21 protein-coding genes and 1 tRNA gene are annotated in these 25,632 nt (G+C 51.2%); 13 read left to right on the forward strand and 9 right to left on the reverse strand.

Annotated features, from left to right (window positions below):
* Position 1: 1 nt before the first annotated feature.
* From ACO064_RS14435 to ACO064_RS14455, 5 genes are read left to right on the forward strand one after another with little or no spacing between them, the layout of a single operon-like run.
* A complete protein-coding gene (locus ACO064_RS14435; protein WP_421827983.1) occupies positions 2-1,228 on the forward strand; it encodes a methyltransferase domain-containing protein in 1,227 nt (408 codons plus the stop codon).
* Complete coding sequence (locus ACO064_RS14440) at positions 1,225-2,085, forward strand: NAD-dependent epimerase/dehydratase family protein (protein WP_421827984.1); 861 nt, start codon at positions 1,225-1,227, stop codon at positions 2,083-2,085. Before ACO064_RS14435 ends, ACO064_RS14440 begins: the two co-directional genes overlap by 4 nt.
* On the forward strand, positions 2,078-2,809 hold the full coding sequence (locus ACO064_RS14445) for a cephalosporin hydroxylase family protein (RefSeq protein WP_421827985.1): 732 nt from the start codon (positions 2,078-2,080) through the stop codon (positions 2,807-2,809). The genes ACO064_RS14440 and ACO064_RS14445 overlap by 8 nt, the downstream gene beginning before the upstream one ends.
* Positions 2,810-2,830: 21 nt before the next feature.
* The gene (locus tag ACO064_RS14450) at positions 2,831-4,066 is read left to right on the forward strand and encodes a glycosyltransferase (RefSeq protein WP_421827986.1); all 1,236 of its coding nucleotides are present in this window, start codon (positions 2,831-2,833) and stop codon (positions 4,064-4,066) included.
* A gap of 12 nt (positions 4,067-4,078) precedes the next feature.
* Positions 4,079-5,233, forward strand: a complete 1,155-nt coding sequence (locus tag ACO064_RS14455) for a glycosyltransferase family 4 protein (RefSeq protein ID WP_421827987.1) — start codon at positions 4,079-4,081, stop codon at positions 5,231-5,233.
* 8 nt (positions 5,234-5,241) lie between these two features.
* Here the strand turns inward: ACO064_RS14455 and ACO064_RS14460 are convergent, their stop codons facing one another.
* The 3 genes from ACO064_RS14460 to ACO064_RS14470 form a co-directional block, all read right to left on the reverse strand.
* The gene (locus ACO064_RS14460) at positions 5,242-7,323 is read right to left on the reverse strand and encodes a DUF7657 domain-containing protein (RefSeq protein ID WP_421827988.1); all 2,082 of its coding nucleotides are present in this window, start codon (positions 7,321-7,323) and stop codon (positions 5,242-5,244) included.
* 67 nt (positions 7,324-7,390) lie between these two features.
* Positions 7,391-7,792: a DUF2304 domain-containing protein gene (locus tag ACO064_RS14465; protein WP_421827989.1), complete on the reverse strand. Its 402-nt coding sequence runs from the start codon at positions 7,790-7,792 to the stop codon at positions 7,391-7,393.
* 9 nt (positions 7,793-7,801) lie between these two features.
* Entirely contained in the window at positions 7,802-8,521 is a 720-nt protein-coding gene (locus tag ACO064_RS14470) for a glycosyltransferase family 2 protein (protein ID WP_114407535.1), read from the reverse strand.
* 145 nt (positions 8,522-8,666) lie between these two features.
* Between ACO064_RS14470 and ACO064_RS14475 the strand changes: the two genes are divergently transcribed.
* Positions 8,667-9,659: a lysylphosphatidylglycerol synthase transmembrane domain-containing protein gene (locus tag ACO064_RS14475; RefSeq protein ID WP_421827990.1), complete on the forward strand. Its 993-nt coding sequence runs from the start codon at positions 8,667-8,669 to the stop codon at positions 9,657-9,659.
* A 130-nt stretch (positions 9,660-9,789) separates the two neighbouring features.
* The gene (locus ACO064_RS14480) at positions 9,790-11,385 is read left to right on the forward strand and encodes a M28 family peptidase (protein ID WP_421827991.1); all 1,596 of its coding nucleotides are present in this window, start codon (positions 9,790-9,792) and stop codon (positions 11,383-11,385) included.
* Positions 11,386-11,503: 118 nt separating this feature from the next.
* On the opposite strand, the gene ACO064_RS14485 is transcribed toward ACO064_RS14480, so the two are convergent.
* Entirely contained in the window at positions 11,504-12,352 is an 849-nt protein-coding gene (locus ACO064_RS14485) for a DUF2911 domain-containing protein (RefSeq protein WP_421827992.1), read from the reverse strand.
* Positions 12,353-12,856: 504 nt separating this feature from the next.
* Here ACO064_RS14485 and ACO064_RS14490 point away from each other — a divergent pair.
* Positions 12,857-14,029, forward strand: coding sequence for a cytochrome-c peroxidase (locus ACO064_RS14490; protein WP_421827993.1), 1,173 nt, complete (start codon positions 12,857-12,859; stop codon positions 14,027-14,029).
* A gap of 273 nt (positions 14,030-14,302) precedes the next feature.
* A complete protein-coding gene (locus ACO064_RS14495; protein WP_421827994.1) occupies positions 14,303-14,818 on the forward strand; it encodes a hypothetical protein in 516 nt (171 codons plus the stop codon).
* 94 nt (positions 14,819-14,912) lie between these two features.
* On the opposite strand, the gene ACO064_RS14500 is transcribed toward ACO064_RS14495, so the two are convergent.
* The 3 genes from ACO064_RS14500 to ACO064_RS14510 all read right to left on the reverse strand — a co-directional run bounded on the left by ACO064_RS14500 (position 14,913) and on the right by ACO064_RS14510 (position 16,493).
* Positions 14,913-15,647: an ISAon1 family transposase gene (locus ACO064_RS14500; RefSeq protein WP_421831024.1), complete on the reverse strand. Its 735-nt coding sequence runs from the start codon at positions 15,645-15,647 to the stop codon at positions 14,913-14,915.
* 253 nt (positions 15,648-15,900) lie between these two features.
* Entirely contained in the window at positions 15,901-16,257 is a 357-nt protein-coding gene (locus ACO064_RS14505; protein WP_421827995.1) for an ISAon1 family transposase N-terminal region protein, read from the reverse strand.
* Between the two features lie 163 nt (positions 16,258-16,420).
* A tRNA-Met gene (locus ACO064_RS14510) sits at positions 16,421-16,493 on the reverse strand.
* Between the two features lie 128 nt (positions 16,494-16,621).
* Here ACO064_RS14510 and era point away from each other — a divergent pair.
* From era to ACO064_RS14530, 4 genes are all read left to right on the forward strand, one after another.
* Positions 16,622-17,539 carry a GTPase Era gene (gene era, locus ACO064_RS14515; RefSeq protein WP_421827996.1) on the forward strand — a complete coding sequence of 306 codons (918 nt, stop codon included), beginning with the start codon at positions 16,622-16,624 and terminating at the stop codon, positions 17,537-17,539.
* 44 nt (positions 17,540-17,583) lie between these two features.
* Complete coding sequence (gene der / locus ACO064_RS14520; protein WP_114407540.1) at positions 17,584-18,891, forward strand: ribosome biogenesis GTPase Der; 1,308 nt, start codon at positions 17,584-17,586, stop codon at positions 18,889-18,891.
* The gene (locus ACO064_RS14525; RefSeq protein ID WP_421827997.1) at positions 18,888-19,811 is read left to right on the forward strand and encodes a DMT family transporter; all 924 of its coding nucleotides are present in this window, start codon (positions 18,888-18,890) and stop codon (positions 19,809-19,811) included. The genes der and ACO064_RS14525 overlap by 4 nt, the downstream gene beginning before the upstream one ends.
* A gap of 167 nt (positions 19,812-19,978) precedes the next feature.
* Entirely contained in the window at positions 19,979-20,287 is a 309-nt protein-coding gene (locus ACO064_RS14530; protein WP_138992908.1) for an ArsR/SmtB family transcription factor, read from the forward strand.
* A gap of 38 nt (positions 20,288-20,325) precedes the next feature.
* Here ACO064_RS14530 and ruvB read toward each other — a convergent pair whose 3' ends face one another.
* Together ruvB and ACO064_RS14540 are read right to left on the reverse strand one after the other, a co-directional pair.
* Positions 20,326-21,354, reverse strand: a complete 1,029-nt coding sequence (gene ruvB / locus ACO064_RS14535; RefSeq protein ID WP_421827998.1) for a Holliday junction branch migration DNA helicase RuvB — start codon at positions 21,352-21,354, stop codon at positions 20,326-20,328.
* A gap of 111 nt (positions 21,355-21,465) precedes the next feature.
* The gene (locus ACO064_RS14540; protein WP_421827999.1) at positions 21,466-25,542 is read right to left on the reverse strand and encodes a PKD domain-containing protein; all 4,077 of its coding nucleotides are present in this window, start codon (positions 25,540-25,542) and stop codon (positions 21,466-21,468) included.
* Positions 25,543-25,632: the final 90 nt, after the last annotated feature.

The raw sequence follows: 25,632 nt of genomic DNA on the forward strand, positions 1-25,632 counted from the left end.
CATGGAGTGCCGCTTCTGTAAAACTCCGTTGCAACACGTCTTTATCGATCTGGTGAATTCACCGGCATCCAACTCGTTCCTAACCGCCGAACAGCTCAACGAACCGGAAACATTTTATCCGTTGAAGGTTTTTACGTGCCATTCCTGTTTTCTGGTACAGATTGATGAATACAAAAAATCCGACGCCATTTTTGATAGCGACTACGTTTATTTCTCCTCGTTTTCAACCAGTTGGTTAACCCATGCCCGGCAGTATGTCGACCGGATGACCGAACGGTTCGGGTTGGGCCGCGATTCGCAGGTGATCGAAATTGCCTCGAATGATGGTTATTTGCTCCAGTATTTTGTCGAAAAAAAGATTCCGGTTTTGGGTATCGAGCCCACCACCAATACGGCGGCAGTTGCCATCGAAAAAAATATACCAACCATCACCCGTTTTTTTGGTGCTGAACTGGCACGCGAGTTGATTGCACAAGGAACAAAAGCCGACTTATTGCTCGGCAATAACGTGCTGGCGCACGTTCCCGATATTGTGGATTTCGTAGCTGGCATGAAAATCATTCTGAAACCGACGGGCGTGATCACGATGGAGTTTCCGCATTTGCTCCAACTGGTCGAAAACAACCAGTTCGACACGATTTACCACGAGCATTTCTCGTACCTGTCGTTTCGAACCGTCAAACAGATTTTTGAATCACAGGGGCTGGTGTTATTCGATGTGGAGGAGTTGCCAACGCATGGCGGCTCGCTGCGGATCTATGCCCGGCACCGGGAAGATGACCGCAAACCGGTTTCGGCCAACGTAACGGCTCTGCTTCAGAAAGAAACCGACACCGGCCTGACCAACCTGCGTTATTATGAGAACTTCCAGCAGAAAGCGCTGCGGGTCAAGTTGGAACTCACTGATTTTCTGACCCAACAGAAACAGGCGGGCAAAACCGTTGTGGCCTACGGAGCAGCCGCCAAAGGCAATACGCTGCTGAATTATTGCGGGATTAAAAACGATCTGATCGAATTTGTTGTGGATGCGAATCCGGCTAAACAGCATAAATTTCTGCCCGCCAGCCACATTCCGGTGGTGAAAGAAACCGCCCTCCGTGAGCGAAAACCGGATTACGTCCTGATTTTGCCCTGGAATCTGCGCGATGAAATTACGCAGCAGCTCTCGTACATCCGGGAATGGGGGGGGCAGTGTGTCGTACCGATTCCAACCCTGACAATGCTATGACGATTCTGGTTACGGGCGCCACCGGTTTTATTGGACAACACGTTGTGGAACAACTGCTTGCGACAGACGGCATTCGGGTGATCGCGACGGCCCGCACCGAACCGCCAGCCGAAAAAACCGCCGGGCTTTCGAAGGTTGAGTTTGTCCCGTTCGACATCGGTGCCGACTGGGGCGACACGGATCTTTTTACGTATTTCGGCAAACCGGACGCCGTCATCCACCTCGCCTGGCCCGGTTTGCCCGACTACAAATCGCTGGCACACATCGACACCTACTGGCTGCAACATGACCGGTTTTTGACCAACCTGATCACCAATGGCCTGACCAACCTGACCGTAACGGGAACCTGTCTGGAATACGGTTTACAAAGCGGCTGTTTGTCGGAAGACCTGCCAACCCAGCCGACTACGGCTTATGGAATAGCCAAAGACAACCTGCGAAAAGCCCTCGAGCTGTTTATAAAAAACCGCACTGTTTCGTTCAAGTGGGTTCGGTTATTTTACATGTTCGGTAAAGGCCAGAACCCGAAGTCGCTGCTGGCGCAGGTTGAAGCAGCCGCGCTGCGGAATGAGCCGGTTTTCAACATGTCGAAGGGGGAACAGTTGCGGGACTATTTACCGGTGACAGAGGTCGCCAAGATCATTATCCAAACGTCTCTCCAGCAGCGTATTACCGGCATCATCAATTGCTGCAGCGGTCAGCCGATTTCCGTACGGGCGCTGGTGGAACGGTTTATGCAGGAAAATCACTATATCCTGTCGCTCAATCCGGGCTATTATCCGTACCCCGACTACGAACCGCTGGCTTTCTGGGGCGATACTCGAAAACTATTAAATCTACTGTCCAATCATGACTGATCCAATTGAGGAGTTTAAAAAAGAACGTAGCGAGCGCATCGCCACCTATCCCACCCAATCTGACTTGCTGGCTGCCGCTGCGGCTTTTAATCTGACTTCCAACCGGGATAAATATTCATACAATTTCACCTGGATGGGCCGCCCCATTATTCAGTATCCGCAGGATATGATCGCCATGCAGGAATTGATCTGGCAGCTCAAACCGGATCTGATCATTGAAACCGGCATTGCCCACGGCGGTTCGCTGATTTTTTATGCGTCGATTCTCGAACTTATCGGCAAAGGTGAGGTGCTGGGCATCGACATCGACATTCGGGCTCACAACCGCCGGGAAATCGAAAACCACCCCATGTTTAAGCGGATCACGATGCTGGAAGGCTCGGCCATCGATGAAACACTGGCCGCCGAGGTCGCCCGGAAAGCCGAAGGCAATCAAACCGTGATGGTTTGCCTCGATTCGAATCATACGCACGATCACGTTTTGCGGGAACTGGAATTGTATTCCCCGCTCGTAACGGTCGGGTCGTATCTGGTTGTTTTTGATACGATTGTGGAAGACCTGCCCGCCAACTCCTACGACCGGCCCTGGGACAAAGGCAACAACCCAAAAACCGCCGTTTGGGAGTTTCTGAAGCACCACTCAGACTTTGAAATCAATCACGAAATCGATCATAAACTTCTGATTTCGGTGGCACCGGAAGGGTATCTGAAACGGATTCGGTAGCCGTTAAAAAACGATCCGTTCATGAAAGAACATAAATACACCGTGGTTGTGCCTACCCGCGAACGCGCGGACACCTTGTTGCATACGCTGCGAACCTGCGTGACCCAAAACTACGATAACCTGACGATTCTGGTTTCGGACAACTGCAGCCAGGATACGACGGAAGAAGTCGTGCGGTCGTTCAACGACCCGCGCATTCAGTATGTCAACACGGGCAAACGGCTCAGTATGTCGCACAATTGGGAATTTGCCCTATCGCAGGTTCGGGAAGGGTACGTCACCTTTCTGGGGGATGACGACGGCCTGCTGCCCGACGCCGTGCAGGACGTCAATGCGCTCTTTAACGAAACCGGTTTGCAGGCCGTCAACATGAATCCCGCGCCGGATTTCTATTTCTGGCCTTCTTATTTTAACAAGAAACAGGCTAACATGCTGAAAGTTAGCTTTCAGAGCGGATTTGTAATTAAAGAGGGCAAGGCGGTTTTGCGGAAAGTTCTCCAATGCCGGGAAGACTATTTGCCATTGCCTTTTGTCTATAGTTCCTTCGTTAACATGACGGCAATCGAGCCGATTCAACGAAAAACCGGTGCGTTTTTCCGGTCGCAAATACCGGACGTTTATTCCGGTGTCGCCCTGGCCAATCAGGTGGGCGCGTACGTTTATTCGAAAAAACGGTTGCGGATTTCCGGGGCGTCGTCGCACAGCACGGGCATGTCACAGTTTAACTACGACGCTAACAAAAAGGCGATGGACAAATTTGCCAGCGAACCCAATATTCCGTTTCATCCGGCCTTGCAATATTGCCCGTCCTACACCTATCTGATCGCCGAGAGCTTCCTGCAATCTTTCGACGCAGGTTTGAATCCGGACGAAAAAGCGGCTTTTAACTGGATGCCCTTTATCGAAACCGCCATCAAGGAAGCCAATACGAAATTTCATAACCAACGTGACAAAATTCTGAACGTCACGCGGTATATCGCTGAAACCAATCACCTTGACCGTGAACGGGTTGAGAAGCTCATCAATGGCTCGACCAGCCGCCTGAACAATATCATTCCTTACGATTTAAAGCGGTATTCGTATCCGTTTCTGCTGATCAATGCCGCCACCTACGGTGTGGAAAATATTTTTGATGCCTGTCAGCTTCATCGCACCATCACCGACAATCCAAGCCGGTTTTGGTTGAAAAGTACCACCTGGAAGGAGATGTTTCGGATGGTTTTTGGCGAACTTGCCGACCGCTATGCCTCAGCCTGATCGATCCTGCGTATGAAAATATTGTACATTCTGGACAATTATTACCCGCACATTGGCGGAGCAGAGTTGCTGTTTCAGCGCCTGGCCGAAGGGCTGGTCCGGCGGGGCATGACGGTGACGGTTCTGGTGCCTAAAAATTACCCGGATTATCTGGATGAAGAAACCCACAACGGCGTCCACATCATCCGGCAAAAGGTGCCTTCCTTCGCACAGCGGTACTTTTTTATGGTCCTGGCCATTTTCCGCGCCATTCGTCTGGCCAAACACCACGACATTATTCAGACGGCCACCTACAACGCCATTGTACCCGCCTGGATTGCCAGTAAACTGACCGGTAAAAAAGCGATTCTGACGGTTTACGAAGTGTGGGACACCAAATGGTATACGCTGAGCGGCCAATCGCGCTGGAAAGCCAGCCTGTTCCGCCTGTTCGAACGGATGCTTTTGACCTTTCCGTTTAATCGCGTGGTTTGTATTTCGGATAGTACGCTGCGCGATTACGTTCGTCTGTTTCCATCAGCTCCCGTCTCCCGGATTTACCCCGGCGTCGATTATGACGACTTTGAGAAAAACCGGCTCAACGATGAACAGCGGGCGGTTTTTCGCGCGGAAAAAAACTATAGATCCGACGATTTTCTGGTGGTTGGATTCGGTCGGCCCGGCATTTCCAAAGGGTTCGATTTTTTGGTCAATGCGGTTCCGCAGGTGCTGAAAGCACAAGCCAACGTCCGGTTTTTGTTCATCTGGCCGTCAGCACCGAATTTTATTTCGTTGCGGGATTCGCTCGTTCAACGGCTTGAATCTTTCCAGGCTGGCAAAGCGGTGCGGATTCTCGACAAGCAATCGCGGACCGATTTGCTGCATTACATCCAGGCCGCCGACTGTGTGGTGGTTCCTTCGCTGGCCGAAGGGTTTGGGTATGCCGCCGTGGAAGCCTGTATGCTGGGCCGCAGCGTGGTGTCTACCACCGCCGGTTCCATCCCGGAAGTCATCAGCGGTCATTATCGACTGGTGCCTCCGGCCGACAGCAACGCGCTGGCTGACGCCATTGCCGACCTGGTTCATCACCGCAGCAACTACGCACCACCCCGCTATTTTGAAAACGAAACCATGATCGACCGGTATGAAGCCTTGCTCCGGGCCGAAATGGGTTCGGCCCGGAGCTAATCGTCTCCTTACTCGTTGATTCGGTAAATTTCAACCGAGCCTAATTTATCGACGAGTTTAAGGCAACGCGTTTCGACAGCCTGTGGAGTCCGGTCAAAAACAAAGTATTTGGTATTTAGCTTCTTAAGTCGTGGTGAACACGGATCCAGTGCGACCTGATACCCATCTTCAAACGTATTTTGGATCACGATGGAATCACGCCCATCGATATACGTGCTATAAACCGTGTGTGCATACCGATTGTAGGCAGAATCGCGCTTCGCCGTCGGGTCCAGCACCCGCATGGTTTTAAAATCCGGCAGGTATTTAATCCCGCTCAACTGATTGACACCGGTTGCCGTAACCAGATACGTAATGTACTGGCTCCCCAAAACTACCCAGCGGGCCGTAGGGTCCCGCTCGTGAATAGCCCGAATCTTCTGGTAGAGAACATGTTGCGTCAGGGGCGCGGTTCCTTTAGAAACCGGGTTGATGCCCAGATTGGGGAGCGAAAACAGAACCAGAACCAGCCCGATCACCCCTTCTTTATACCGAAATGTACTGACGGGTAACATCAGAAAGTTTAAGGCCAGGAAAAACGCCGTTGGCAAAAAGAGCTGGTGTGCTTTGTAAAAACCGTCCGAATCATTGAGGTTAAGCCAGGCGGCATACACCATGAACGCAACGACGCCCACCACCAGTAAACCGCTGATTACCGGTTTTAAGGCAATCTTTTTGTCCTGAATATACCCCAGATACAGCACCGCCAGCACTACATTTCCGATACCAAACGGGATTTGCGTGCGTCGGGTCGGGCTCATGTCCATCAGCGTTAATTTGGCGAGTCCTGCCGGATAACCCACCTCGATCCAGATCCAGAGCAACACGACGTAGAGCAGAACAAGCGTCAAAAGTGGGTCGATTTTGCGGAATGTTACAAAATAGAAACCCATACAAACCGCAATAACCGGGGTGAAGGTTACAAAGTGGGATAGTTCACAAATGTTCAGCCAGCCCTTCGGAAACCGCTGATCGTCCAGCAGCCAGCCGGCATAATATTCGGAAAACCAGTTGGCAATGAAACCCGTTCCGCCGGTTTCGCTTCTTTTTCCGGGATACACCGTTTGTGACATCACGTCGATGGTGGCTTTCGCTTCCACGTAATACTGGTACAAAACGAATCCAATCAGGGCGAATGCAACCGCAAACGCGACGGCTTTACTGCCCAGTTGGGAAAACAGTTGCTCCCGGCGAAAATTGCTGGCGACAAATCCGATGAGAATAAAGACCAGTAAATAGCCGATCGACACCTGATACGGCGGATACAGGTTGAGCGCGTAGGCAATCAAGGACCAGACGAAAAGCAAACCGGCCCAAATCAGCGTGCTCCGTTTTTGAGCATAAAACAGATAAAGCGACGAAATCAACAGCAATCCGCCGGATATCATGCTGGTTAACAGAGAGAAAGACCACCAGGCAAAGCCCGGCGAGAGCAGAAGCCAGACAGCTCCACAAACCGAAACCCAGAAATTATTGCGGGTCAGAATCAGAAAAAGTAAAGTCGTTACGATCAGGCTCCCCAGCAACATAAAATTCCATCGCCAGGACAAACCAAAATCGGTGCTGATGAAAAAGCCCCAGTAGTCGGGCCGAAAGAGCATGATAAAATGCTTGACCGGCAGGTACAGAACCAGGGCCGGTTTTTCACCCCCAATTGCCATGTTCTCAACCGGATAGTCCTGATTGGCCTGCGAAAGCGTAAAGGGCACCATAGCCGCCCATTCGTCCATGCGAATGGGGCGGGGTTTTCCGGAAATCAGACCCCGTTTGGGATCAGACCCATCCGGAATAACCTGATTCCAATACGGCAAGGAGGAATAATGAATTTTGGCCAGCGTCAGCAGCAGGAAAAGACCGATACAGATACCGATGAACCATTTTAACCGTTTGTTAAAGTCGATGAGCTGAGCGGTTTCTTCAGGGCGTACCGGCAACGGTTTTTCGGCCGAAACCACCGATCGGCTGGCTGGCCAATCGGGCTTTGCCGGTTGGGAGATACTCTTGGGTGGGATGGGTTGTACTGATGCCGGTATTTTTTTCTTTTTTGACATAACCGCCGTTCTATTTTTGAGGGCTGCAACTACGATTGGATCTAAAAACTCGGGATTGATTCGACAATTACGGCAAATTTGTCTGGCTTTCGTTCGCCATCACCAATTTATCCGGGACTTGTAAGTCCGTTACTTCTTTTTTTAAAAGGGCCACTTCCTGCGTTAATTCTTTGATGGAATTTTGCAGTTTGGAGTTAACCACCGACAAGTGTACCAGGAAACAGATGATGGCAAAAATAGCCGTTAAAAAAATAAGAGAGGGTGGATAAAAAACCCCTAACAACCGGGAAATCTGGGTCAATCCATCCCGCCAGGCCGCAAAAACAAGCAAAATGATTGCGCAAACAATCCAGATGAAGGAATATTCTTCACGCAATTTTCCTCTAACAATAAGCCGGGCGATGAAGGCCAGGAAGATCAAAGTGCCAATCAGACTGAAAACCTGAATGGTGATGGGTAAGGATTCCATAATTGAAAACTATATTTTCCGTAAACGAATGTAAACAAACAGGGTACCCAGCGTCACTTTGAACAGATAATAGACCGATTGAACCCAGCCAATGGATGAGGTTCCCCCCTGCCGTTCCTCCATCAGAACCGGCACTTCCAGCAGCCGCAGTTTATGCAATCCAAACTGCACGATGGCTTCCGGTTCCGGGTATTCGTCGGGATAATAGCGGTTGACAATCTCGATGGTTTTGCGGTTGAAGGCCCGGAAACCCGACGTACTGTCATGCACAGTTTTACGAATCAGCAACTGGTTGAGCCAGCGAAAATACCGAATCCCGATGCGCCGGACAAAAGACGACTGAAATCCCTGGCGTTCCAAAAACCGGGAGCCGATGACGACGTCGGCCTGGTCATCGAACAGCGGTCGCAGCAGTTTGATCAGCCCTTCGGCGGGATGCTGCCCGTCGCCATCGATCTGAACCGCAATGTCATACCCCTTGCGATACGCATACTTGTAACCGGCCTGCATGCAGCCCCCAATGCCGAGGTTCACGGGCAGGTCAAGGTGCAGGCAGTCCAGCGTACGGACAACGGCCATCGTGTTGTCGGTTGAACAATCATTGACCACCAGCGTATCCAGCGACAGGCCAAACCGGGTTTTCACCCAGTGAATATCATTCACAACCGCAGCAACCGAACGCTGCTCGTTGTAGCACGGAACCACCACCAGCACCCGAAGTGACTTCATTTTCTTTCTTAGGTAGAACGTTGGACGAGGTATAGCCGAATCTGCTACGCGATTTTCAAAGGTAGCAGGACGCAGGATTTGGGTCAAATTATGTGCCATAAATTATCCGATGTTTCCCTATCTTACAGCCAATTAGTCAAACTGAATGAAGCAACTTCTCAAAACCGCCCTTCCCTTTGTTCTGGCCATTTCCCTGCTGGCGTATGCCCTGAAGGATATTTCATTCGCCGACATCGGACAACAGTTTCAGCAGGCGCACTATGGCTGGATTGCGCTGGTGGGGCTGCTCACGGTTTTGATCTATCTGGTGCGGGGCAAACGCTGGCAGCAGCCTTTGCTGGCGCTCGGGTATTTTCCGACGGCTTTCCGGGCCACGGTTGCCACCCTGGCGGGTGTCATTGCCAGTATGATTGTGCCGGGCTCCGGCGAACTAACCCGCTGTGCCACGCTGCAACGGACCGACAACGTGCCGTTTTCGCAGGGCGTTGGCTCGGTCGTGGCCGAGCGTATCATCGACTTGATCATGCTCGGTCTGGTGCTTCTGCTGACCTTTCTGCTCGAATTAACCCGCGCCAGGAGCTATGTGTCCGGCCTGTCGTTCCGCGTACCGGACAAAACCGCCTGGTTTCTGTTCGGTGTTTTGTTGGCCTTTCTGGTTTTGACAGGCGTTGGCATTTGGCGTATGTTACTGATTTACAATATAAAACAACATCCAGTTGCCCTCAAAATAGCTAACAGTGTTAAGGGGCTCTGGAAGGGTTTTAACGCCATTCGGCAGCTCCCCAACCTTTACTTGTTTGTACTTCTAACAGTGTTAAGTCAGTTTTTTTCCTGGCTGAGCATCTATTGGCTCCTGATGGCGCTGGACAGCACCCGTTCTCTCCCTCCTACCGCAGCTCTGACCATTTTGGCCGTTAGCTCGCTCGGCGGACTGGCGGTGCCCACCCAGGGAGGAATCGGAACCTACCATTTTCTGGTCAGTCGGGTGCTGGTACTCTACGGTTTTACGCCCGCCGAGGGAGCCGTTGTCGCCACGTTTCTGCACGCCGTGGGCTTCGGAATCAATGTAGTTTTGAGCAGCCTGAGCTTCCTGATCGTCCCGTTTATCCTGGCCAAAAACCGGGAAAAAGTCGCCTGACGAGTCGGATATCAACGGTGAACCCATGTCAACATAATTAACCCACAATTTCGTTTTATCTTTGCACAAGCAGGGAGGACGATTGTCTATTCCTGCTTTTTTGATTTGTCATTTTCTTCACAACAACCCGATGAAATATTTGAAGTATAGTGCCGGTTTGCTGCTGATTACGCACTTAGCGACGGCCCAGACCGCCACCGATTATGCCAACACCATTTCGGCGGCTGATCTCGAAAAACACCTGCGCGTGCTGGCTGCCGACGATATGCAGGGCCGCGAAACCGGTACTGAAGGACAGCGGAAAGCCGCCGATTACATTGCCAAACAGTTTGCTGCCGAAAATTTACAGGCTATTGTCAAAACCGACGACGGGAAAACCGGCTATTTTCAACCGTTCAAGCTGTACCAGAAAACCTGGGGCGATTTTTACGTCAAGGCCGACGGAAAAACGTACACCTATCCCAAAGATTTCATTGTCAACGGTTTGTTTGGCGTGATGCAGGAAGCGTCGGTAGAAACCGTGTTTGCGGGCTACGGCATCCTGACTGATCAATACAACGACTACGCGAAAATCAATATTCAGGGAAAAGCGGTCGTCATTCTGGAAGGTGAACCCAAAAAGGCCAACGGAAATTACGTGATTTCCAATTCGGCCAAAGCCTCGGACTGGAGCAACGACGAGAGTCTGCGGAAAAAAGTCACGATTGCCAAGGACAAAGGTGCCGAGCAAATTTTCATCGTTTCGGCCGAATCGCCGGAAGCCTACCGCCGGTTGGTGGCCGAACGGAGTGCGCTCATGGGCCGGTTCAATCGCCTGAGCCTCCGCCCGGCCATGGAAAAGATCGGAGCCGTTGGAACGTTCCTGATTACGCAGGACATGGCCGCGGCTGTTCTTAATACGACAACGGCCAAGTTGCAGAGCGCGGTGGCCAAAATCAACAAAACCGGCAAGACCAATTCCGGCGCGTTGAAAGGTAAAATCAGCCTGAAAGCGGAGCGGAAAGATGTGCAACTGGAAAGCAGCAATGTGCTTGGGTTTCTGGAAGGCACCGACAAAAAAGACGAAATCGTGGTGATTTCGTCACATTATGACCACATCGGCGTCAATCCGGACGGGCAAGTGAACAACGGCGCCAACGACGACGGTTCGGGAACGGTTTCGGTGATTGAAATTGCGCAGGCCTTCGCCAAAGCCAAAGCCGAAGGCCACGGCCCCCGCCGGAGCATGCTGTTTCTGACGGTTTCGGGTGAAGAAAAAGGCTTGCTGGGATCGGAATATTACACCGACCTAAATCCGGTTTTGCCGCTGGAAAAAACCGTCTGCGATCTGAACATCGACATGGTGGGCCGCGTCGACGATCTGCACGAAGGCAAATCAGACAATTACATTTATGTCATCGGTTCCGACAAATTATCGTCGGAACTGCACCAGATCAGCGAAGATGCCAACCGGAAATACACCATGATGGAGCTGGATTACAAGTACAACGAGCCCAGCGACCCGCAACGGATTTACTACCGCTCCGACCATTACAATTTTGCCAAGCACAAAATCCCCATCATTTTTTACTTCAACGGCCTCCACGCCGACTACCACCGCCCCGGCGACGACGTCGAGAAAATCAACTTCACGCTGGCCGAAAAATCCGCCCGGCTGGTGTTTTATACCGCCTGGGAAATTGTGAACCGGGAGAATAAACTGGTGGTGGACAGCAACAAACCGTAATGGTGTTGGCCTGAGATTTTCCGCATCGGGGAGAATCTAAAAAAGTTGGCTATCGCAGGATGATCTCTGCCGATAGCCAACTTTTTCTATTTTTTTGATTCACTTTCCCGGCCTCTCATTACTTCTTAGCGGAAGCAATCAGGTCGTTGGCCATTTTTACATAATCCGCATTTTTAGCTTCGCTTGCCAGGGCAACGGTTTTCTCGGCACTGGCAATGGCATTGGCTTTTTCGTTTAACTTCAGTTGAATGCGCGCCTTGAGCAACATCACCCAAAACGCCTTGGGGTTTTGTTCAGTGGCCTTGGTCACCCACGTAAGCGCCTGTTTCAAATCCCGGTTGGTATCATAATAATAGCTGGCGGCCTCAAAATAGGACGGCTTATCAGAAGCCAGCGAAGCCTCGATGTTCTTGACAATGATCTGGTCAACATCGGCCGTAATGGCAACGGGTACACGGGTTTTATCCCAAATGATTTCCAAAACCGCCGAACTGGGCAAAATATCGGCGATATTGATGGTAAAGTTTTCTACTTTGTTAGCCAATGCAGTCGGTTTCACCGATACCCGCAGTACTTCGTTTTCCTGTTTATAGTCGCCCACGTTAGCCCCCAGGTTCAGGTCTTTGGAAAGCATGACTTGCCAGGTGGTTTTACCGGGAATGGTGAAGAATCCATACGTACCTGCTTTTACGTCTTTGCCTTCGAGTTTGACATCCGATGAAAAGGTAATTTTAGACGTGGCATTGGCACCGGTCCGCCACACCTTGTCATAGGGAACCAGATCCCCAAAGATGGTCCGACCTTTCATGGCTGGTCGGGAGTATTCCAGCGTTATGTCGCCCAGGGCAAAACTTTGTTTCGTGACTTGAGCGGGGCTGGCGGCTGGTATTTTCAGTTGGGCCTGAGCGGTTCCGCCCACCGTCAGAAAAATAGCAAGAGCGGTTGTGAGAAACTTAAGTGACTTCATGCGAGAGGAATGATAAATGAATACAGGTACGTTTTTATCTCAAAGGTACAAAATAATGGCCCGGTATTCTGGTCATTGGCATCGGTCCAATCGGCCTATTTTTTTACAACTTTGCGCTGATAAAATACGGTTTAAGCGTATCGTCATTGGAGAGCATCTCCGGGTCCTACTCGTTCAAGGGGGCTTGATCCGTATTTTTGGAAAGAAACCTGCCTGAAAACAGAAAAGGCCACACTTTGTGTGACCTTTTCTGTGTAGCCCCAACAGTTGAAAACTCGAACACATTGGTCAAGCGACTGCGAAGAATTTATGAACTACAACAAGTCTCAGCCCTCGAATATTGACTCAAAAACTAATTACAAAGTCTGAAATCAATCCAAGAAATTCTATGTCCAAAAAATGGCGTTTAATTTGCTTAACTTGGTAATGAAATTTGCACCAGATCAAAGAAAATAGATTTAGCCAGATCAAAAATATGTTGTTTATATTTTATCCGCTTTAACGATGCGCAAAAATATATCAGCCCTTCTCACGATAATTATTTTATTCACCGTCATTATCCAAGCCTGTACAAAGGACGATCGCAGTACGGCCATAGATCCTTCAGTCAGTACCCCCATTCAGCCCGGTACGACCAGCACTCCAGCCAGTAACCCAATTACCAATGATACGGCTGCACTTGGCCAGCTACTGTTTTGGGACCCAATCCTGTCAGGAGGGAAAGACGTAGCCTGTGCTACCTGCCATCACCCCAATAATGCCTATACCGATGGATTGGACCTGTCCCTGGGTCCTAATGCTGTGGGCTATGGGCAAAGCCGCCGGTTTCTGCGGCCTAATGATGTGCCCTTTACAAAGCGAAATACACAAACCTTACTCAATGCGGCCTTCAATGGCATGGGTGGTAACGGAATTTATGAGCCATTGACTGCGCCGATGTTTTGGGATTCGCGCATCCAAAGCCTGGAGAATCAGGTTATTAGCCCGATCTTGGGCTTTGAGGAAATGCGCGGTCATGCCTTTAGTGAAGCCGTTGCGTTAGACAGTTTGGTGGCGCGTTTAACAACTATTGCGGAGTACCGACAACGGTTTCAGACTGTCTTTGGTAACAGCAAAGCCATTACCGCGGCCAACATCAGCAAAGCCATTGCGGCTTTCGAACGTACCTTAATTGCGATGAATTCACCCTTCGACCGCTACCAGAAAGGCAATAAAGCGGCCCTTACGGAACAACAAGTTCAGGGGATGCAGCTCTTTAAGGACGAGGGTTGTCCCCTTTGCCATTCGGGACCGATGTTTTCCGACTACCAACTGCACGTAATGTCAGTGCCTGACAATACCCAACTGTCAAGTTCTGACGCGGGTGCGGGGGGAACCTATGCGTTTCGGACTCCCTCCTTGCGAAACGTAGGACTGACGGCTCCTTATATGCATAGCGGGGTGTTTCAGACTCTACAGGAGGTACTTAAGTTTTACGACGATATTGGCGAGCCTATTTCGCAAAATCCGCATGTGGCTGTTCAACAAATGGACGTAAAAATACAGCGAGTTGCCTTGCGCGACTTCGAGCAGGAGCAACTCATTTCGTTTTTAAAAGCCCTGACAGATCCTGGTTTTGATAAGACCATCCCGGTTCGTGTCCCTAGTGGTCTCAATCCAGGTGGGAGCATCCGGTAGTCTGGTTCAGACTCATTATTTTTCTAGGCTAGTTGAGAAAGTTAACTTGGCCCGAACTACCTAGTGTCGGTTTTAGAATTAGAAATTATGTAGGTCTAACCGAAAACGCAATCCGAGACTCGACTTTGTGATTAATTGATACGTTTATAACTTCATGAATTCGGCATTAATAGTCCAGATTGAACCGGCTTTAATAGATCCAGATAAAAAAACAATCCGCTATAGATGGACTCACGGTTCAATATTATACCATGACCAACTAAAAACCACACCATGAAACGGTTACTCACCTTTTTCGGTCTGTTTATTGCCTTCACCAGCCTTGCCCAAGAAGATGAAGAGGGCCGCTTTCCTGTCGATCCGGACACTAAACTCGTCACTTATTCCAAAGTTGTAACGATAGAGGGAGCAAACAAAGAGCAACTAACTGGCCGGGTCAAATACTTCTTCACTCATGCTTTCCGGGAGCGTAGTCTTCGACATATCGAATCAGACGCTCTCAGTGGATTTGTAAGCACAAAAGGCGCTATTTGGCTCGATACCGGCCTCCTGGCACCTTACGCAGAGATCCTAATACCAGTGGCCGTTTGGATAAAGGACGGACGTTACCGGTACGATATTTCCCACATTTACATACTAGAGATCAATTCGGCGGATGATAAGCCCTTGGAAGACTGGGTAAAAAGATCGACCAGCAATCGAGTCAAAAACCGGGTTGATACTATTCTCAGACAGTTCATTGCCGATCTTGAAACCTGTATGAACAACAGCAAATTAGATAATTTCTAAGGGCTAGGACCCTCATCTGTTTTACGGTCACAAACCTCAGGCATAAAAGCGGATCAATATTGGATCAAGAGCAAAAGTTGTGGAGCATCTTGGATTAAGCATATAACTGCGTCAATCGGTAAAGAAAGAATTCCACATTTCTTACCCCTCTGAACTGGGCTCGGAACGCTTTGATTTTAGCATTGAAAGATTCGGCCGAGGCATTGGTGCTGCGGTTGTCAAAATAATTCAGGATTGTCTCATAGTGGTTTTGAATCGAATGGGCCACGGTGTTGAAGGCCTTAAAACCGCACTGCCGGACCTTTTCATGCCATTTAGCCAGACGAGCCAAGCCATAAAGTTTATCGGTCGTATTCTCAAAGATCTGGCTTAGGGCTTGACTGAGATCATAGGCTTTTTTCAGATCAGGGTACCGATCAAAAAGCAGCGTAGCCCGTTCCCGTTGGCTTTCAGTCCAATCACCCGGTTTTTTATAAAGCACATACCGGCTGCGGGCCAGCAATTGTTTAAGGGTATCGCCATTGGAAAGCACTGGGGACTCGTACTCACTCTGAGTGGCTTTGGCTTGTTCAAGGGCTTCGTTTTCGGCATCCAGGGCTTCCCACCGGTACTCGACGCGCATTTCCTGAACGGCTTCCAACGCTAATTGCTGGACATGGAATCGGTCGGTGACCTGAGTAGCTCGTGGAAAGCATTTCTTGGCGATCAGGCTCATATTGCCCGCCATATCCAGGGTGATTTCGGTGACCTTTTTACGAAGCTTTTCGGGTATTTTTCGTAGGATTGGAATGATCGTTTCAGCCTTTGTACCAGCGATAATGGCTACGATACTGCCCTGCCCTTTTGGCCTTTGGCTGCTTTATTGGTCAGAATCGTATATAACTCGCCATGCGAAAGGCTAGTCTCATCGATCGATAAATGCGTTCCTATATTTTGGGGATATAACAGCCACTGTTTAGCATGTTTTAGCTGGGACCAGTTCTGAAAATGGCTCAAATGGGTCCGATACTGGCGGGACAAACGTTTTCCGTCAACGCCATATAAACGACCCAGGCTATTGGTACTGTGGGGGGATAAATCCGTCAAGCTGGTTTAAAAAAAGCGCGAATTCTTTCGTCATTCGCGTTCCCTCTGCTACCTGTGACCAATCTCTTTGCTGGATGTGACCGGTCTGGGTATTGAGCCGCGCCACGGTGGCCAGCGACGACGTTTAATATGAAGAAAACCCGTTTATCACGGATGGGGAAGTCCTGGATGGTAATTTCAGGTAAGAAACCCTTCGATAAAAGAAATGCTTTAGCGGGATCGGACTCCGGGTAGTTTTTCTCTTCCAGATAAACATGAAGCAGATCCGAAGACTTCTCGACACGGGTCAGTTCATAATAGGCTACGATAAAATCAGGTAACAGGTATTCGACTAAAGGCAGGAAACTCTCCAAGACGCTCAGGTTTGATTAAAAACACAAACCTAAAAAAATCCTACGCCCTCCACAACTTTTGCTCTTGATCCTCAATATTACGTCTACGTCCCCATTTCCGTCCCCGCCTTAAATCGAAAAATCCCTAATAAACTGTTAAACAGCTTACCAGGGGTTTTCTTTGTAGCGGGAGCTGGACTCGAACCAGCGACCTTTGGGTTATGAGCCCAACGAGCTACCAACTGCTCCATCCCGCGATGTTGGGACTGCAAAGGTAAGGCGTTTTTCATAAAAAACAATTACCTTTGTGAAAAAATCTGCCCCCTCCCGCTATTTTTTTTAGCCGGAGGGGAGTTTTTTTCTGTAGTCATTGGTTGTCAATTACATGGATATTTCAAATGAAACCTACGGCCCGGATCATAAGGCCGGCTATGTCAGCATCATCGGTAAACCCAATGTCGGCAAATCGACGCTGATGAATCAATTGGTGGGCGAGCGGCTTTCGATCATCACCTCAAAAGCGCAAACCACCCGCCACCGCATCATGGGCATCCTCAACGGGGTGCACGACGGGCAGGAGTTTCAGTTGGTCTATTCGGATACGCCCGGTATTATCAAGCCGCAATACCGGTTGCATGAATCGATGATGAGTTTTGTACGCGGTTCGCTGGAAGACGCGGATGTGATTCTGTTCGTGACCGACATTTTCGAAAAATACGACGAAAATGACGTGATCGAGCGGTTGCAGAAAACGCAGACCCCGGTTTTGTTGCTCATCAACAAAATCGATCTGGCGACCCCCGAACAGGTGGAGGAGAAAATTCAGTACTGGAAGGAGAACTTCAAATCCGAAGCCATCATTCCGATTTCCGCCCTCACCGACATCAACATCAAGCATGTCTTTAAAGCCATTGTAAGCCGCCTGCCGGTTCATCCGCCTTATTTCCCGAAAGACGAATTGACCGACCGGCCCGAGCGCTTTTTTGCCTCAGAAATCATTCGCGAGAAGATTTTCCTGAACTACAAAAAAGAGGTTCCCTACAGTTGTGAAGTGATCATCACGGGCTTTAAAGAAAAAGACGACATCATCGTTGTCCAGTCGGAAATCCTGGTTGAGCGGGCTACTCAACGGGCGATTTTGCTGGGCGAAGGGGGTAAAATGATTAAAAAAACGGGTATTATGGCCCGTGAGGAACTGGAACGCTTCTTCGGCAAGAAGGTGTTCCTTGAACAATACGTAAAAGTTGAACCCGATTGGCGCACCAAAGAACGGGCGCTGAAGAGGTTTGGGTACGAAGAATAACCGAAGGCCAGCCAACGCGCTCCTTCTTTCCTCTAAAGTGAATCATGGCAAATATTGTAGCAATTGTGGGCCGACCGAATGTCGGTAAATCGACGCTGTTTAATAAATTGGTAGAACAGCGCCAGGCCATTATGGATAACCAGCCGGGCGTGACGCGCGACCGGCATTACGGCTATGCCGACTGGACCGAGAAGTATTTTACTGTCATCGATACCGGCGGTTATGTGGTCGGATCGGATGACGTTTTTGAAGAGTCGATTCGGGAGCAGGTTCAGATCGCCATCGATGAAGCATCCGTAATTTTGTTCATGGTCGATACCATGGCCGGATTGACCGACATGGACAAGGATTTTGCCGACGTGCTGCGCCGGTCGAAAAAACCGGTGATTGTGGTTGCCAACAAATCCGAAACCGTGCTGCGGCAGAACTCCGTCGGTGAATTTTACGCGCTGGGTCTGGGTGACCCGTTCCCGATTTCGTCCCTGACCGGAACCGGTACGGGCGATTTGCTGGACGAAGTTGTGAAGCATTTTCCGTCCGACGGCGTCGAAGATCCGAACGCGGGCATCCCGCGCATTGCCATTCTGGGCCGTCCGAACGTCGGGAAGTCGTCGTTTCTGAACGTCCTGATCGGTGAAGAACGCAGCATCGTGACGGACATTGCCGGCACCACCCGCGACGCCATCGACACGCGTTACAGAGCTTTTGGGAAAGATTTCATTCTGACCGACACCGCCGGGATCCGGCGCAAAGCCAAAGTGAAGGACAATATCGAGTTTTACTCGGTTATGCGCTCGCTGAAGGCCCTGGAAGAGTCGGATGTGGTGATTGTGATGCTGGACGCCACGCGCGGTCTGGAAGCGCAGGATATGAACATTATCGGACAGGCCGTTCGGGCCAAAAAAGGGGTTCTGCTGATGGTGAACAAATGGGATGCCATCGAGAAAGATACCAAAACCGCCGATACGTGGAAAAAGGAGATCGTGCAGCGCATGGCACCGATTGATTACCTGCCCGTTATTTTCGCTTCGGTCGTAGAAAAACAGCGGATTTTCCAGGTTATGGAAAAAGCGATGGAGGTGTACGAAAACAAGCACAAGAAAATTTCGACCTCGAAACTCAACGAGGCCATGCAGCAGGAAATCATGAACTACCCGCCCCCGGCAACGAAAGGAAAGCTGATCAAAATCAAGTATATGATTCAGTTACCGACGCCCTCGCCCACGTTTGTGTTTTTCTGTAACCTGCCGCAGTACATCAAGGAACCGTATACCCGGTATCTGGAAAACAAACTCCGCGATCACTTCGGGTTCGACGGAGCACCGATAACGATATTTTTCCGGCAAAAATGAGGGATCCGCAGACAACGGCATCACCTCGGACACGGTATTGGATTGGAGCGCTGCTGGTTTTTCTGGCAGCGTTTTGTTTTGCCTTAAAAGGCATTTTAATCAAAATGGCCTACCAGTATCCGATCGACGCGATTTCGCTGCTGACGCTGCGGATGGTTTTTGCGTTGCCGTTTTACGTAGCCATTGCCCTGAATCTGTCCCGACGGCTTCCACCGGCCCGTTTATCCATTCAAAACTGGTTAAAGCTGGGTGTGCTCGGCCTGACGGGCTACTACATCGCCAGTTTTCTGAATTTCCTGGGTCTGGTTTACATCACGGCCAGCCTGGAGCGAATCCTGCTGTTTGTTTATCCCACCTTCGTTTTGCTGCTCGGCATGGTGGTTTATGGCCGTAAAGTAAACCGGTTACAGATTGTGGCGGTGCTGTTAACGTATGCCGGCATCATGGTGGCATTTGCGCCTAACATCAACTCCGGGCAACAGAAAGATGTGTTTCTGGGGGCATTCTGGGTCATTCTGAGTGGGCTGGTCTACGCCGTTTATCTGGTGGGCAGCGATACGATGATTGCCCGCGTGGGCGCCCAGCGGTACACCTGCTACGCCATGATTGCGGCCACCCTGGCCATCGTTCTCCATTGCCTGATCGCCAACGGCCTGGATCTGTTCCGGTTTTCCGCTCCGGTGTATGGGCTGGCCCTGCTGATGGCGGTTTTGGTCACCGTGATTCCGACATTTATGATCGCCGAAGGCATCAAACGCATTGGTTCCGGCAATGCCTCCATTGTTGCCAGCATCGGCCCCATTTTTACCATCGTTTTGGCAACCACGCTTTTAGACGAAACCATTTCAGTCTCCCAGCTTGTAGGCACAGGGCTGGTGCTGCTCGGCGTCTTTCTGATTGGCTGGAAAGGCCGTAAATAACCGGACACCCGACCGAATTTGTCTGCTAATTCCGCTGTCTTCCTTAACTGGTTTTAGACCCTTTTTAAATAGATTAACATATCAATGTTACTGGTATATTTTTTTGCTTATCTCGTATAAATAACTAAATTTCAATTACTTTACGAACCTAAATAGCACACAGAATCATGACAAAGGAAACGGTAGTTAACGACGAAAAAAAGATTGAGCGGGCCGCTTACGTATTGAAGGCCGTCGCTCATCCGTTGCGCATCAAGATCATCCAGATGTTGAATGAGCACAAAGAATTAAACGTATCAACGATTTATAAGAACCTGAACGCGGAACAGTCGTTGATCTCACACCATCTCATTAATATGCGCGACAAAGGAATTCTTGAAATCCGGCGAAGTGGCAAAAACATTTACTACTTTCTGGTAGACAATTCGATAGCCGAAATTATCGATTGCATTTACCGCAGTAAAATTCTGGCGTAACAAAAAAGGGAAGCAGTATCGCTTCCCTTTTTTGTTTTTCAGGAGAACAACTCTCCATCCCGGTACGCGGGCACGATGCCCAGGTGTTTATACGCCTTTTCAGTCGCTTCCCTTCCCCGCGACGTTCGCTTCAGATAGCCTTCCTGAATTAAAAACGGTTCATATACTTCCTCGATTGTTTCGGACTCATCGCCACAAGCCGTCGCGATGGTCGACAGCCCGACCGGCCCGCCTTTGAATTTTTCGATAATGGTTGTCAGAATCCGGTTGTCCATCTCGTCGAGACCGTTCTGATCCACGTCGAGTGCGCGCAGAGCCATTTCGGCAATCGCAACCGTAATGACTCCTTTTCCTTTTACCTGCGCAAAATCGCGCGTTCGGCGAAGCAGGTTGTTGGCAATCCGGGGCGTTCCGCGACTCCGGCGGGCAATTTCATAAGCCCCATCGGACTCGATGGGTGTTCCCAGAATGGCCGCCGACCGGTTTACAATCGTGGTCAACAAAGCCGCATCGTAATATTCCAGCCGGGCGTTGATCCCAAACCGCGCCCGCAACGGCGACGTCAGCAACCCGGCGCGGGTGGTGGCCCCGATCAATGTAAACGGGTTCAGTTTGATCTGAACGGTTCGGGCGTTCGGGCCGGAATCGAGCATAATGTCAATTTTGTAATCTTCCATCGCCGAGTACAGGTATTCTTCCACTACGGGGTTGAGCCGGTGAATCTCGTCGATAAACAGCACGTCGTTTTCCTGCAAATTGGTCAGCAAACCGGCAAGGTCGCTCGGTTTGTCGAGCACCGGGCCGGAGGTCATCTTGATGCTGGCATTCAGCTCGTTGGCAACGATGTGCGAGAGAGTTGTTTTCCCCAGACCCGGAGGGCCGTGGAGCAGAACGTGGTCGAGTGCTTCACCACGCTGGAGGGCGGCCTGTACGAAAATCCGCAGGTTTTCGAGTATTTTGGCCTGACCCGTAAAGTCTTCGAACGACAACGGCCGCAGGGCGCGTTCAATCTCCTTTTCGGTGGCCGTCATGCCTTCGTTGGTACCTTTCAAAATGTCTTTCCGCATCGGTATTTGAATGAACGTATTTGTTGTTTATACTTAAAACAGGCCTGTTTTTCAGACACTTACACAGACACTGATTTCATTCAAATATACAAAACTTCGGGCATATTTCCACTATCGAACCAGCAGAATCGAACCGCGTTTCAGCACTTTTGGCCGCTCCGGATAGTAAAGACTTTTGAAGTTCACGGTATAGGCATACACCATCGACGGGTAGGCCTGGCCGCGGTAATTACCGTCCCATTTCTGTTCCGGATCGTTGGAAACGAAGATCACCTCGCCCCAGCGATTGAAGACCCGAAGCTCAAAATCCGTTACGTAAGCCGTGAAAACATCCAGCAAATCATTGTTGCCGTCGCCGTTCGGCGTAAAAGCATCGGGGAGCACAACCCGGGGTTCGCACTTATCCACCACCACCGCCGTATCCACCGCGGCACAGCCATTGGCACCCGTTACCCGAACGGCATAACGGCCTACTTCCAGAACAGTGATCCGGGGCGTGGAATCGCCGGAATGGGGCCAGAAATACGTCAGCGTGCTGTTTCCCGATACCTGCAAAACCGCCCGGCCCTGATCGCCGACGCATAACGGGACCTCCCGTGTCAGATCGAAAGTCGGTAAGGGTAAAAAGGTGAGCTTCACTTCATCAGTCGCCGTACAGGCTCCGGATGTGGCTACCACGGAATAACTACCGGATGTGGTGGGTTGAATCGATGATGTAGTGGCCCCCGTCGACCACCGATAGGTGGCCCCCGCCGACGCGGTTACTTGCAACCGGAGGGTCGGCGACGGGCAGAGCGTCGTATCGGGACCCAGGCTCACCGTTGGCGGAACCTGAACGAAGACGATCTTGCGGTCGAAAGCCACACAACCGCCCTGGGAAGCTGAATAGGTTAGCACGATGGGATTGGGGCCCGCCAGACTATCGGCGGGAGTGAAACGCCCGGTACTGTCGACACCCCGACCCGTCCAGAATCCGCCCAATGGTGTAGCTCCGCTGAGGGTCAATACTGGCGCATTGGCGCAAATTTCAAGTGGCGGTCCAGCTTCTACAACCGGTTTGGCATTGAAGGTTACCACCACTTCGTCGGAACCCTGGCAACCCGTAATCGAATTGCGAACCGTCAGACGGTAGGGACCAGCCGTCGTTACATTGATCGAAGGGGTAGTCTGACCACTGTTCCAGAGGTAGACATCGCCGGGTGTTTGCACCAGCGTCGACAATTGAACCGTATCGCCAATGCATTTGCCGCGATCAGGACCCAGGGAGACAAAACCGGTGGTGTCGACCGGAACCCGGATGTTGTTCAGCGTATCCAGACAGCCCCCTGTATCGCGGGCTTCAAGGCTATAAACGCCACCGTTGATCCCCGTCAGGCCGGAACCGTTGCCCACTACCACGCCATTGGCATCCCGCCAGATGAACTCGGTCGGCCGTCCCCGCACAATCGTGAGTCGAATGGAACCACTCTGCGGAATCGTACACAAAGCCGTCTGCGGATTGGCCTGAACCTCAATGCTGTTGTTGGATCGAAGCGTTAAGGTCGTGTCTACCGTACAGGCGTTGTCGCTGATAATCCGAACGGTATACTCACCATCGCGAATGCCCTGCAACAGCGCGGTCGTATCGCTGAGCGGTTGCCCGCCAGAACTCCACTCAAACCGCCGAACCGTGGCCGACCCAACGCTGAGCCGGATGCTGCCGTCCGTCGTCGTACAACCCGTAGGAGGAGTCAGGAAAGCCGTTACAACCGGTTTGGGCAAAGCGACCACCGCGACGGTATCGGTATTCTCGCAACCGTTTACATCCCGAACAATGACGGAATACGTGCCCGCCTGGGTAATCGTCGTGGTCCGTTCGGTGGAACCGTTGCTCCACTGGAAGCTGTTCCAGCCACTGCCCCGGGCGGTCAGCGTCAGGGAACTGTTCAGACAGAGCGTGGTGTCGGGACCCAGCGTAAAATTGGGCGGACGGCGCAGGGTCACGTTGATGGTATCACTTGAAAAACAGCCCCCGTTGGCCGCAATGACAATAAACCGTCCCGGTGGAATGCCGTTATAGCCCGGCGACCCGGGCACGGTCACGGGTAATGTTCGTTCATTATATCCCCGTATCAATCGTCCGTTTCGGATCCAGATGTAGACACTGGCTTCCACTTTGGCGTCCAGCGTCACCATATTCTTGCAACTGTCAATGTCCGGCCCCAGATTGATCGGGTCCGGCGTCCGAACGATGGTTACATCCTGAGGAATCAGTGTGTCTTTACAAACTTGACCATCTGAGCGGAGCGTAACGATGCGCAGAGTGACTTTATAAACGCCCGGTTCATTGTAGGTGTGCGTGGCCTGCGTGGCCGTCGAGCTAAAGGGCGCACTGTTGTCACCCCAATTCCAGGTATAATTGTCCTTCAACGGCGGACACATGGGCGTCACCGTAAACTGCGTGGGCGAACCGGCGCAGGTGTCGGCATACGAAAAACCGGGTGAGTTAGATGGTTCGTTGAAGTTGGCCACCATGTTGGGCAAACCCAACTGGCTGGTGGGGCCGTTCAAATTCAGTCCGTTCGGGTCGAAGGTGGCGGGGGCCAGCAGTTCATCGTTCGGGTTGTCGATCACGCCCAGGCTGGTGCCATCCTTGATGGCCACGTATATTTTCCCGTCGGAGCCGATTTGCAAGGCCCCATACTGTCGGCTTTTCGTACTGTCGAGCACGGTTTTGGACGCTTCAATGGCGGCCGGGTCCGGATTCGTCAGGTCATAAATCAGAATCTGGGACGCATTGGCCGTATCGCCCTGTAACGAAACGTAGAGTTTCGACCCATCCGGCGAAAACTCCACCCCGTAGGCTTTGGGCGGGGCGGGGCCGATGTTGATGGCTGGCCCGGCCGTCATGACCCCGGTCGAATCATTGAAGGTAAACACTTCGACATAGTTGGTGGGTGGACCGGGCACCACCACCGCGATGGGGCGGTTTCCATTGCCGGTCGTATCTGCCGGACCAATTTTCATATACCCTTCGCCCTTCGTCGTGGTGTCGTGGGGCATCCCGAGGGCGTATTCTTCCGGCCCTTCAACCCCGGCTTTGGTCACGTGGTAAACCTGAAACTTATTGTTGCCGTAATCGTGGGAAATGACCCAGTAAGTCGTATCACGGTCGTTCCGCACCGAAGCCAGCCGCTCCGTCGTGAGGGAGTCGACCAGCGTGTTTTTTTCGATAATGGCACCCGTTCCCTGATTATACCGCATGTCGACGGTGCTGACACTCAGGATCTTTTTGCCGTTAATTTCGGAGGTCGTATACACCCGGTAGAGGTATTCGCAGCCTTTACAGGTGGGTTGCGGCACAATCAGAGCCGATTGGGTCGAGGTCTGGCTCCCCTGCAACTGGGCGGTATCGGCCGGGTTGAGCGGTTTCATCAGATTGCCATTTTTGTCGTAGATGAGCACCCCGCCGGTATAAAACAGAAGCTGTCCTTTGGTGTTGGAGATTGACGACGACCCTTCGATGGTATTCAGCTTTCCGTCATCCAGCGGTGTGGGACTGCCGCCGGAGAAGTCGATCCCGGCATTGTTTCCGAAATACCACTTGGCACCCTGCTGCTGGGGCCGCTGTCCGCAGACCTGCACATTGATCCGGTCTTCCACCGAGCAGACTTTCTGTTTATCCGCCTGCGTTCCGATCCAGACTTCCACCGAATAACAGCCCGCGCTGTCGACCTGAATGGTTCGCGTCGTGTCTCCCTTTGGATACCAAAGGTAACTGGCACCCGCCGGAGCGCCGTTGGGGTAGGGATCAAGCGTGATTTTCTGGCCGTTACAAAGCATGGTGTCTGTCCGCCAGTTCTGAAACTGGGTTGGTGGGACGCCGATGGTAACTTGTCTTGTCGCGGTTTGTATCGAACCATCCTGCATGGTTCGGGTTAGCGTCACGGTGTAAGTGCCGGGATTATTGTAAGAATGTTTGGGCTTTGCGGCAGAAGAGGTATCCTGACCAGAAGCTCCGTCACCAAAACTCCAGAGACGGGAGCGCACATTCGGTACGGTATCTTCAAACATAACGCCCGTGTCGCACGACGGGTCTGTTATGCACAGTTTTCCACTTACTTTAATACCCGACGGCGACGTTTGCGCCCGGGCCAAACCGGCAAACAGCCCCCAACACAGAAGCATCCATCCCAACCGCCGTACCATTCCTGTATAGGTTGTCATTCGCTGCTAATAAAATCAAGTAGGTTGCCGGTTTTCCCAGTGGTTGTGAATATAACAGTGAAGGTCGGCAGT

This window comes from Larkinella sp., assembly GCF_965227735.1.
GTDB lineage: Bacteria > Bacteroidota > Bacteroidia > Cytophagales > Spirosomataceae > Larkinella.

What these genes read in the sequence shown, in the direction of transcription:
- ACO064_RS14435 (WP_421827983.1), top strand. Translation starts at nt 2, where the DNA reads ATGGAGTGCCGCTTCTGTAAAACTCCGTTGCAACACGTCTTTATCGAT.
- ACO064_RS14440 (WP_421827984.1), top strand. Translation starts at nt 1,225, where the DNA reads ATGACGATTCTGGTTACGGGCGCCACCGGTTTTATTGGACAACACGTT.
- ACO064_RS14445 (WP_421827985.1), top strand. Translation starts at nt 2,078, where the DNA reads ATGACTGATCCAATTGAGGAGTTTAAAAAAGAACGTAGCGAGCGCATC.
- ACO064_RS14450 (WP_421827986.1), top strand. Translation starts at nt 2,831, where the DNA reads ATGAAAGAACATAAATACACCGTGGTTGTGCCTACCCGCGAACGCGCG.
- ACO064_RS14455 (WP_421827987.1), top strand. Translation starts at nt 4,079, where the DNA reads ATGAAAATATTGTACATTCTGGACAATTATTACCCGCACATTGGCGGA.
- ACO064_RS14460 (WP_421827988.1), bottom strand. Translation starts at nt 7,323, where the DNA reads ATGTCAAAAAAGAAAAAAATACCGGCATCAGTACAACCCATCCCACCC.
- ACO064_RS14465 (WP_421827989.1), bottom strand. Translation starts at nt 7,792, where the DNA reads ATGGAATCCTTACCCATCACCATTCAGGTTTTCAGTCTGATTGGCACT.
- ACO064_RS14470 (WP_114407535.1), bottom strand. Translation starts at nt 8,521, where the DNA reads ATGAAGTCACTTCGGGTGCTGGTGGTGGTTCCGTGCTACAACGAGCAG.
- ACO064_RS14475 (WP_421827990.1), top strand. Translation starts at nt 8,667, where the DNA reads ATGAAGCAACTTCTCAAAACCGCCCTTCCCTTTGTTCTGGCCATTTCC.
- ACO064_RS14480 (WP_421827991.1), top strand. Translation starts at nt 9,790, where the DNA reads ATGAAATATTTGAAGTATAGTGCCGGTTTGCTGCTGATTACGCACTTA.
- ACO064_RS14485 (WP_421827992.1), bottom strand. Translation starts at nt 12,352, where the DNA reads ATGAAGTCACTTAAGTTTCTCACAACCGCTCTTGCTATTTTTCTGACG.
- ACO064_RS14490 (WP_421827993.1), top strand. Translation starts at nt 12,857, where the DNA reads ATGCGCAAAAATATATCAGCCCTTCTCACGATAATTATTTTATTCACC.
- ACO064_RS14495 (WP_421827994.1), top strand. Translation starts at nt 14,303, where the DNA reads ATGAAACGGTTACTCACCTTTTTCGGTCTGTTTATTGCCTTCACCAGC.
- era (WP_421827996.1), top strand. Translation starts at nt 16,622, where the DNA reads ATGGATATTTCAAATGAAACCTACGGCCCGGATCATAAGGCCGGCTAT.
- der (WP_114407540.1), top strand. Translation starts at nt 17,584, where the DNA reads ATGGCAAATATTGTAGCAATTGTGGGCCGACCGAATGTCGGTAAATCG.
- ACO064_RS14525 (WP_421827997.1), top strand. Translation starts at nt 18,888, where the DNA reads ATGAGGGATCCGCAGACAACGGCATCACCTCGGACACGGTATTGGATT.
- ACO064_RS14530 (WP_138992908.1), top strand. Translation starts at nt 19,979, where the DNA reads ATGACAAAGGAAACGGTAGTTAACGACGAAAAAAAGATTGAGCGGGCC.
- ruvB (WP_421827998.1), bottom strand. Translation starts at nt 21,354, where the DNA reads ATGCGGAAAGACATTTTGAAAGGTACCAACGAAGGCATGACGGCCACC.
- ACO064_RS14540 (WP_421827999.1), bottom strand. Translation starts at nt 25,542, where the DNA reads ATGGTACGGCGGTTGGGATGGATGCTTCTGTGTTGGGGGCTGTTTGCC.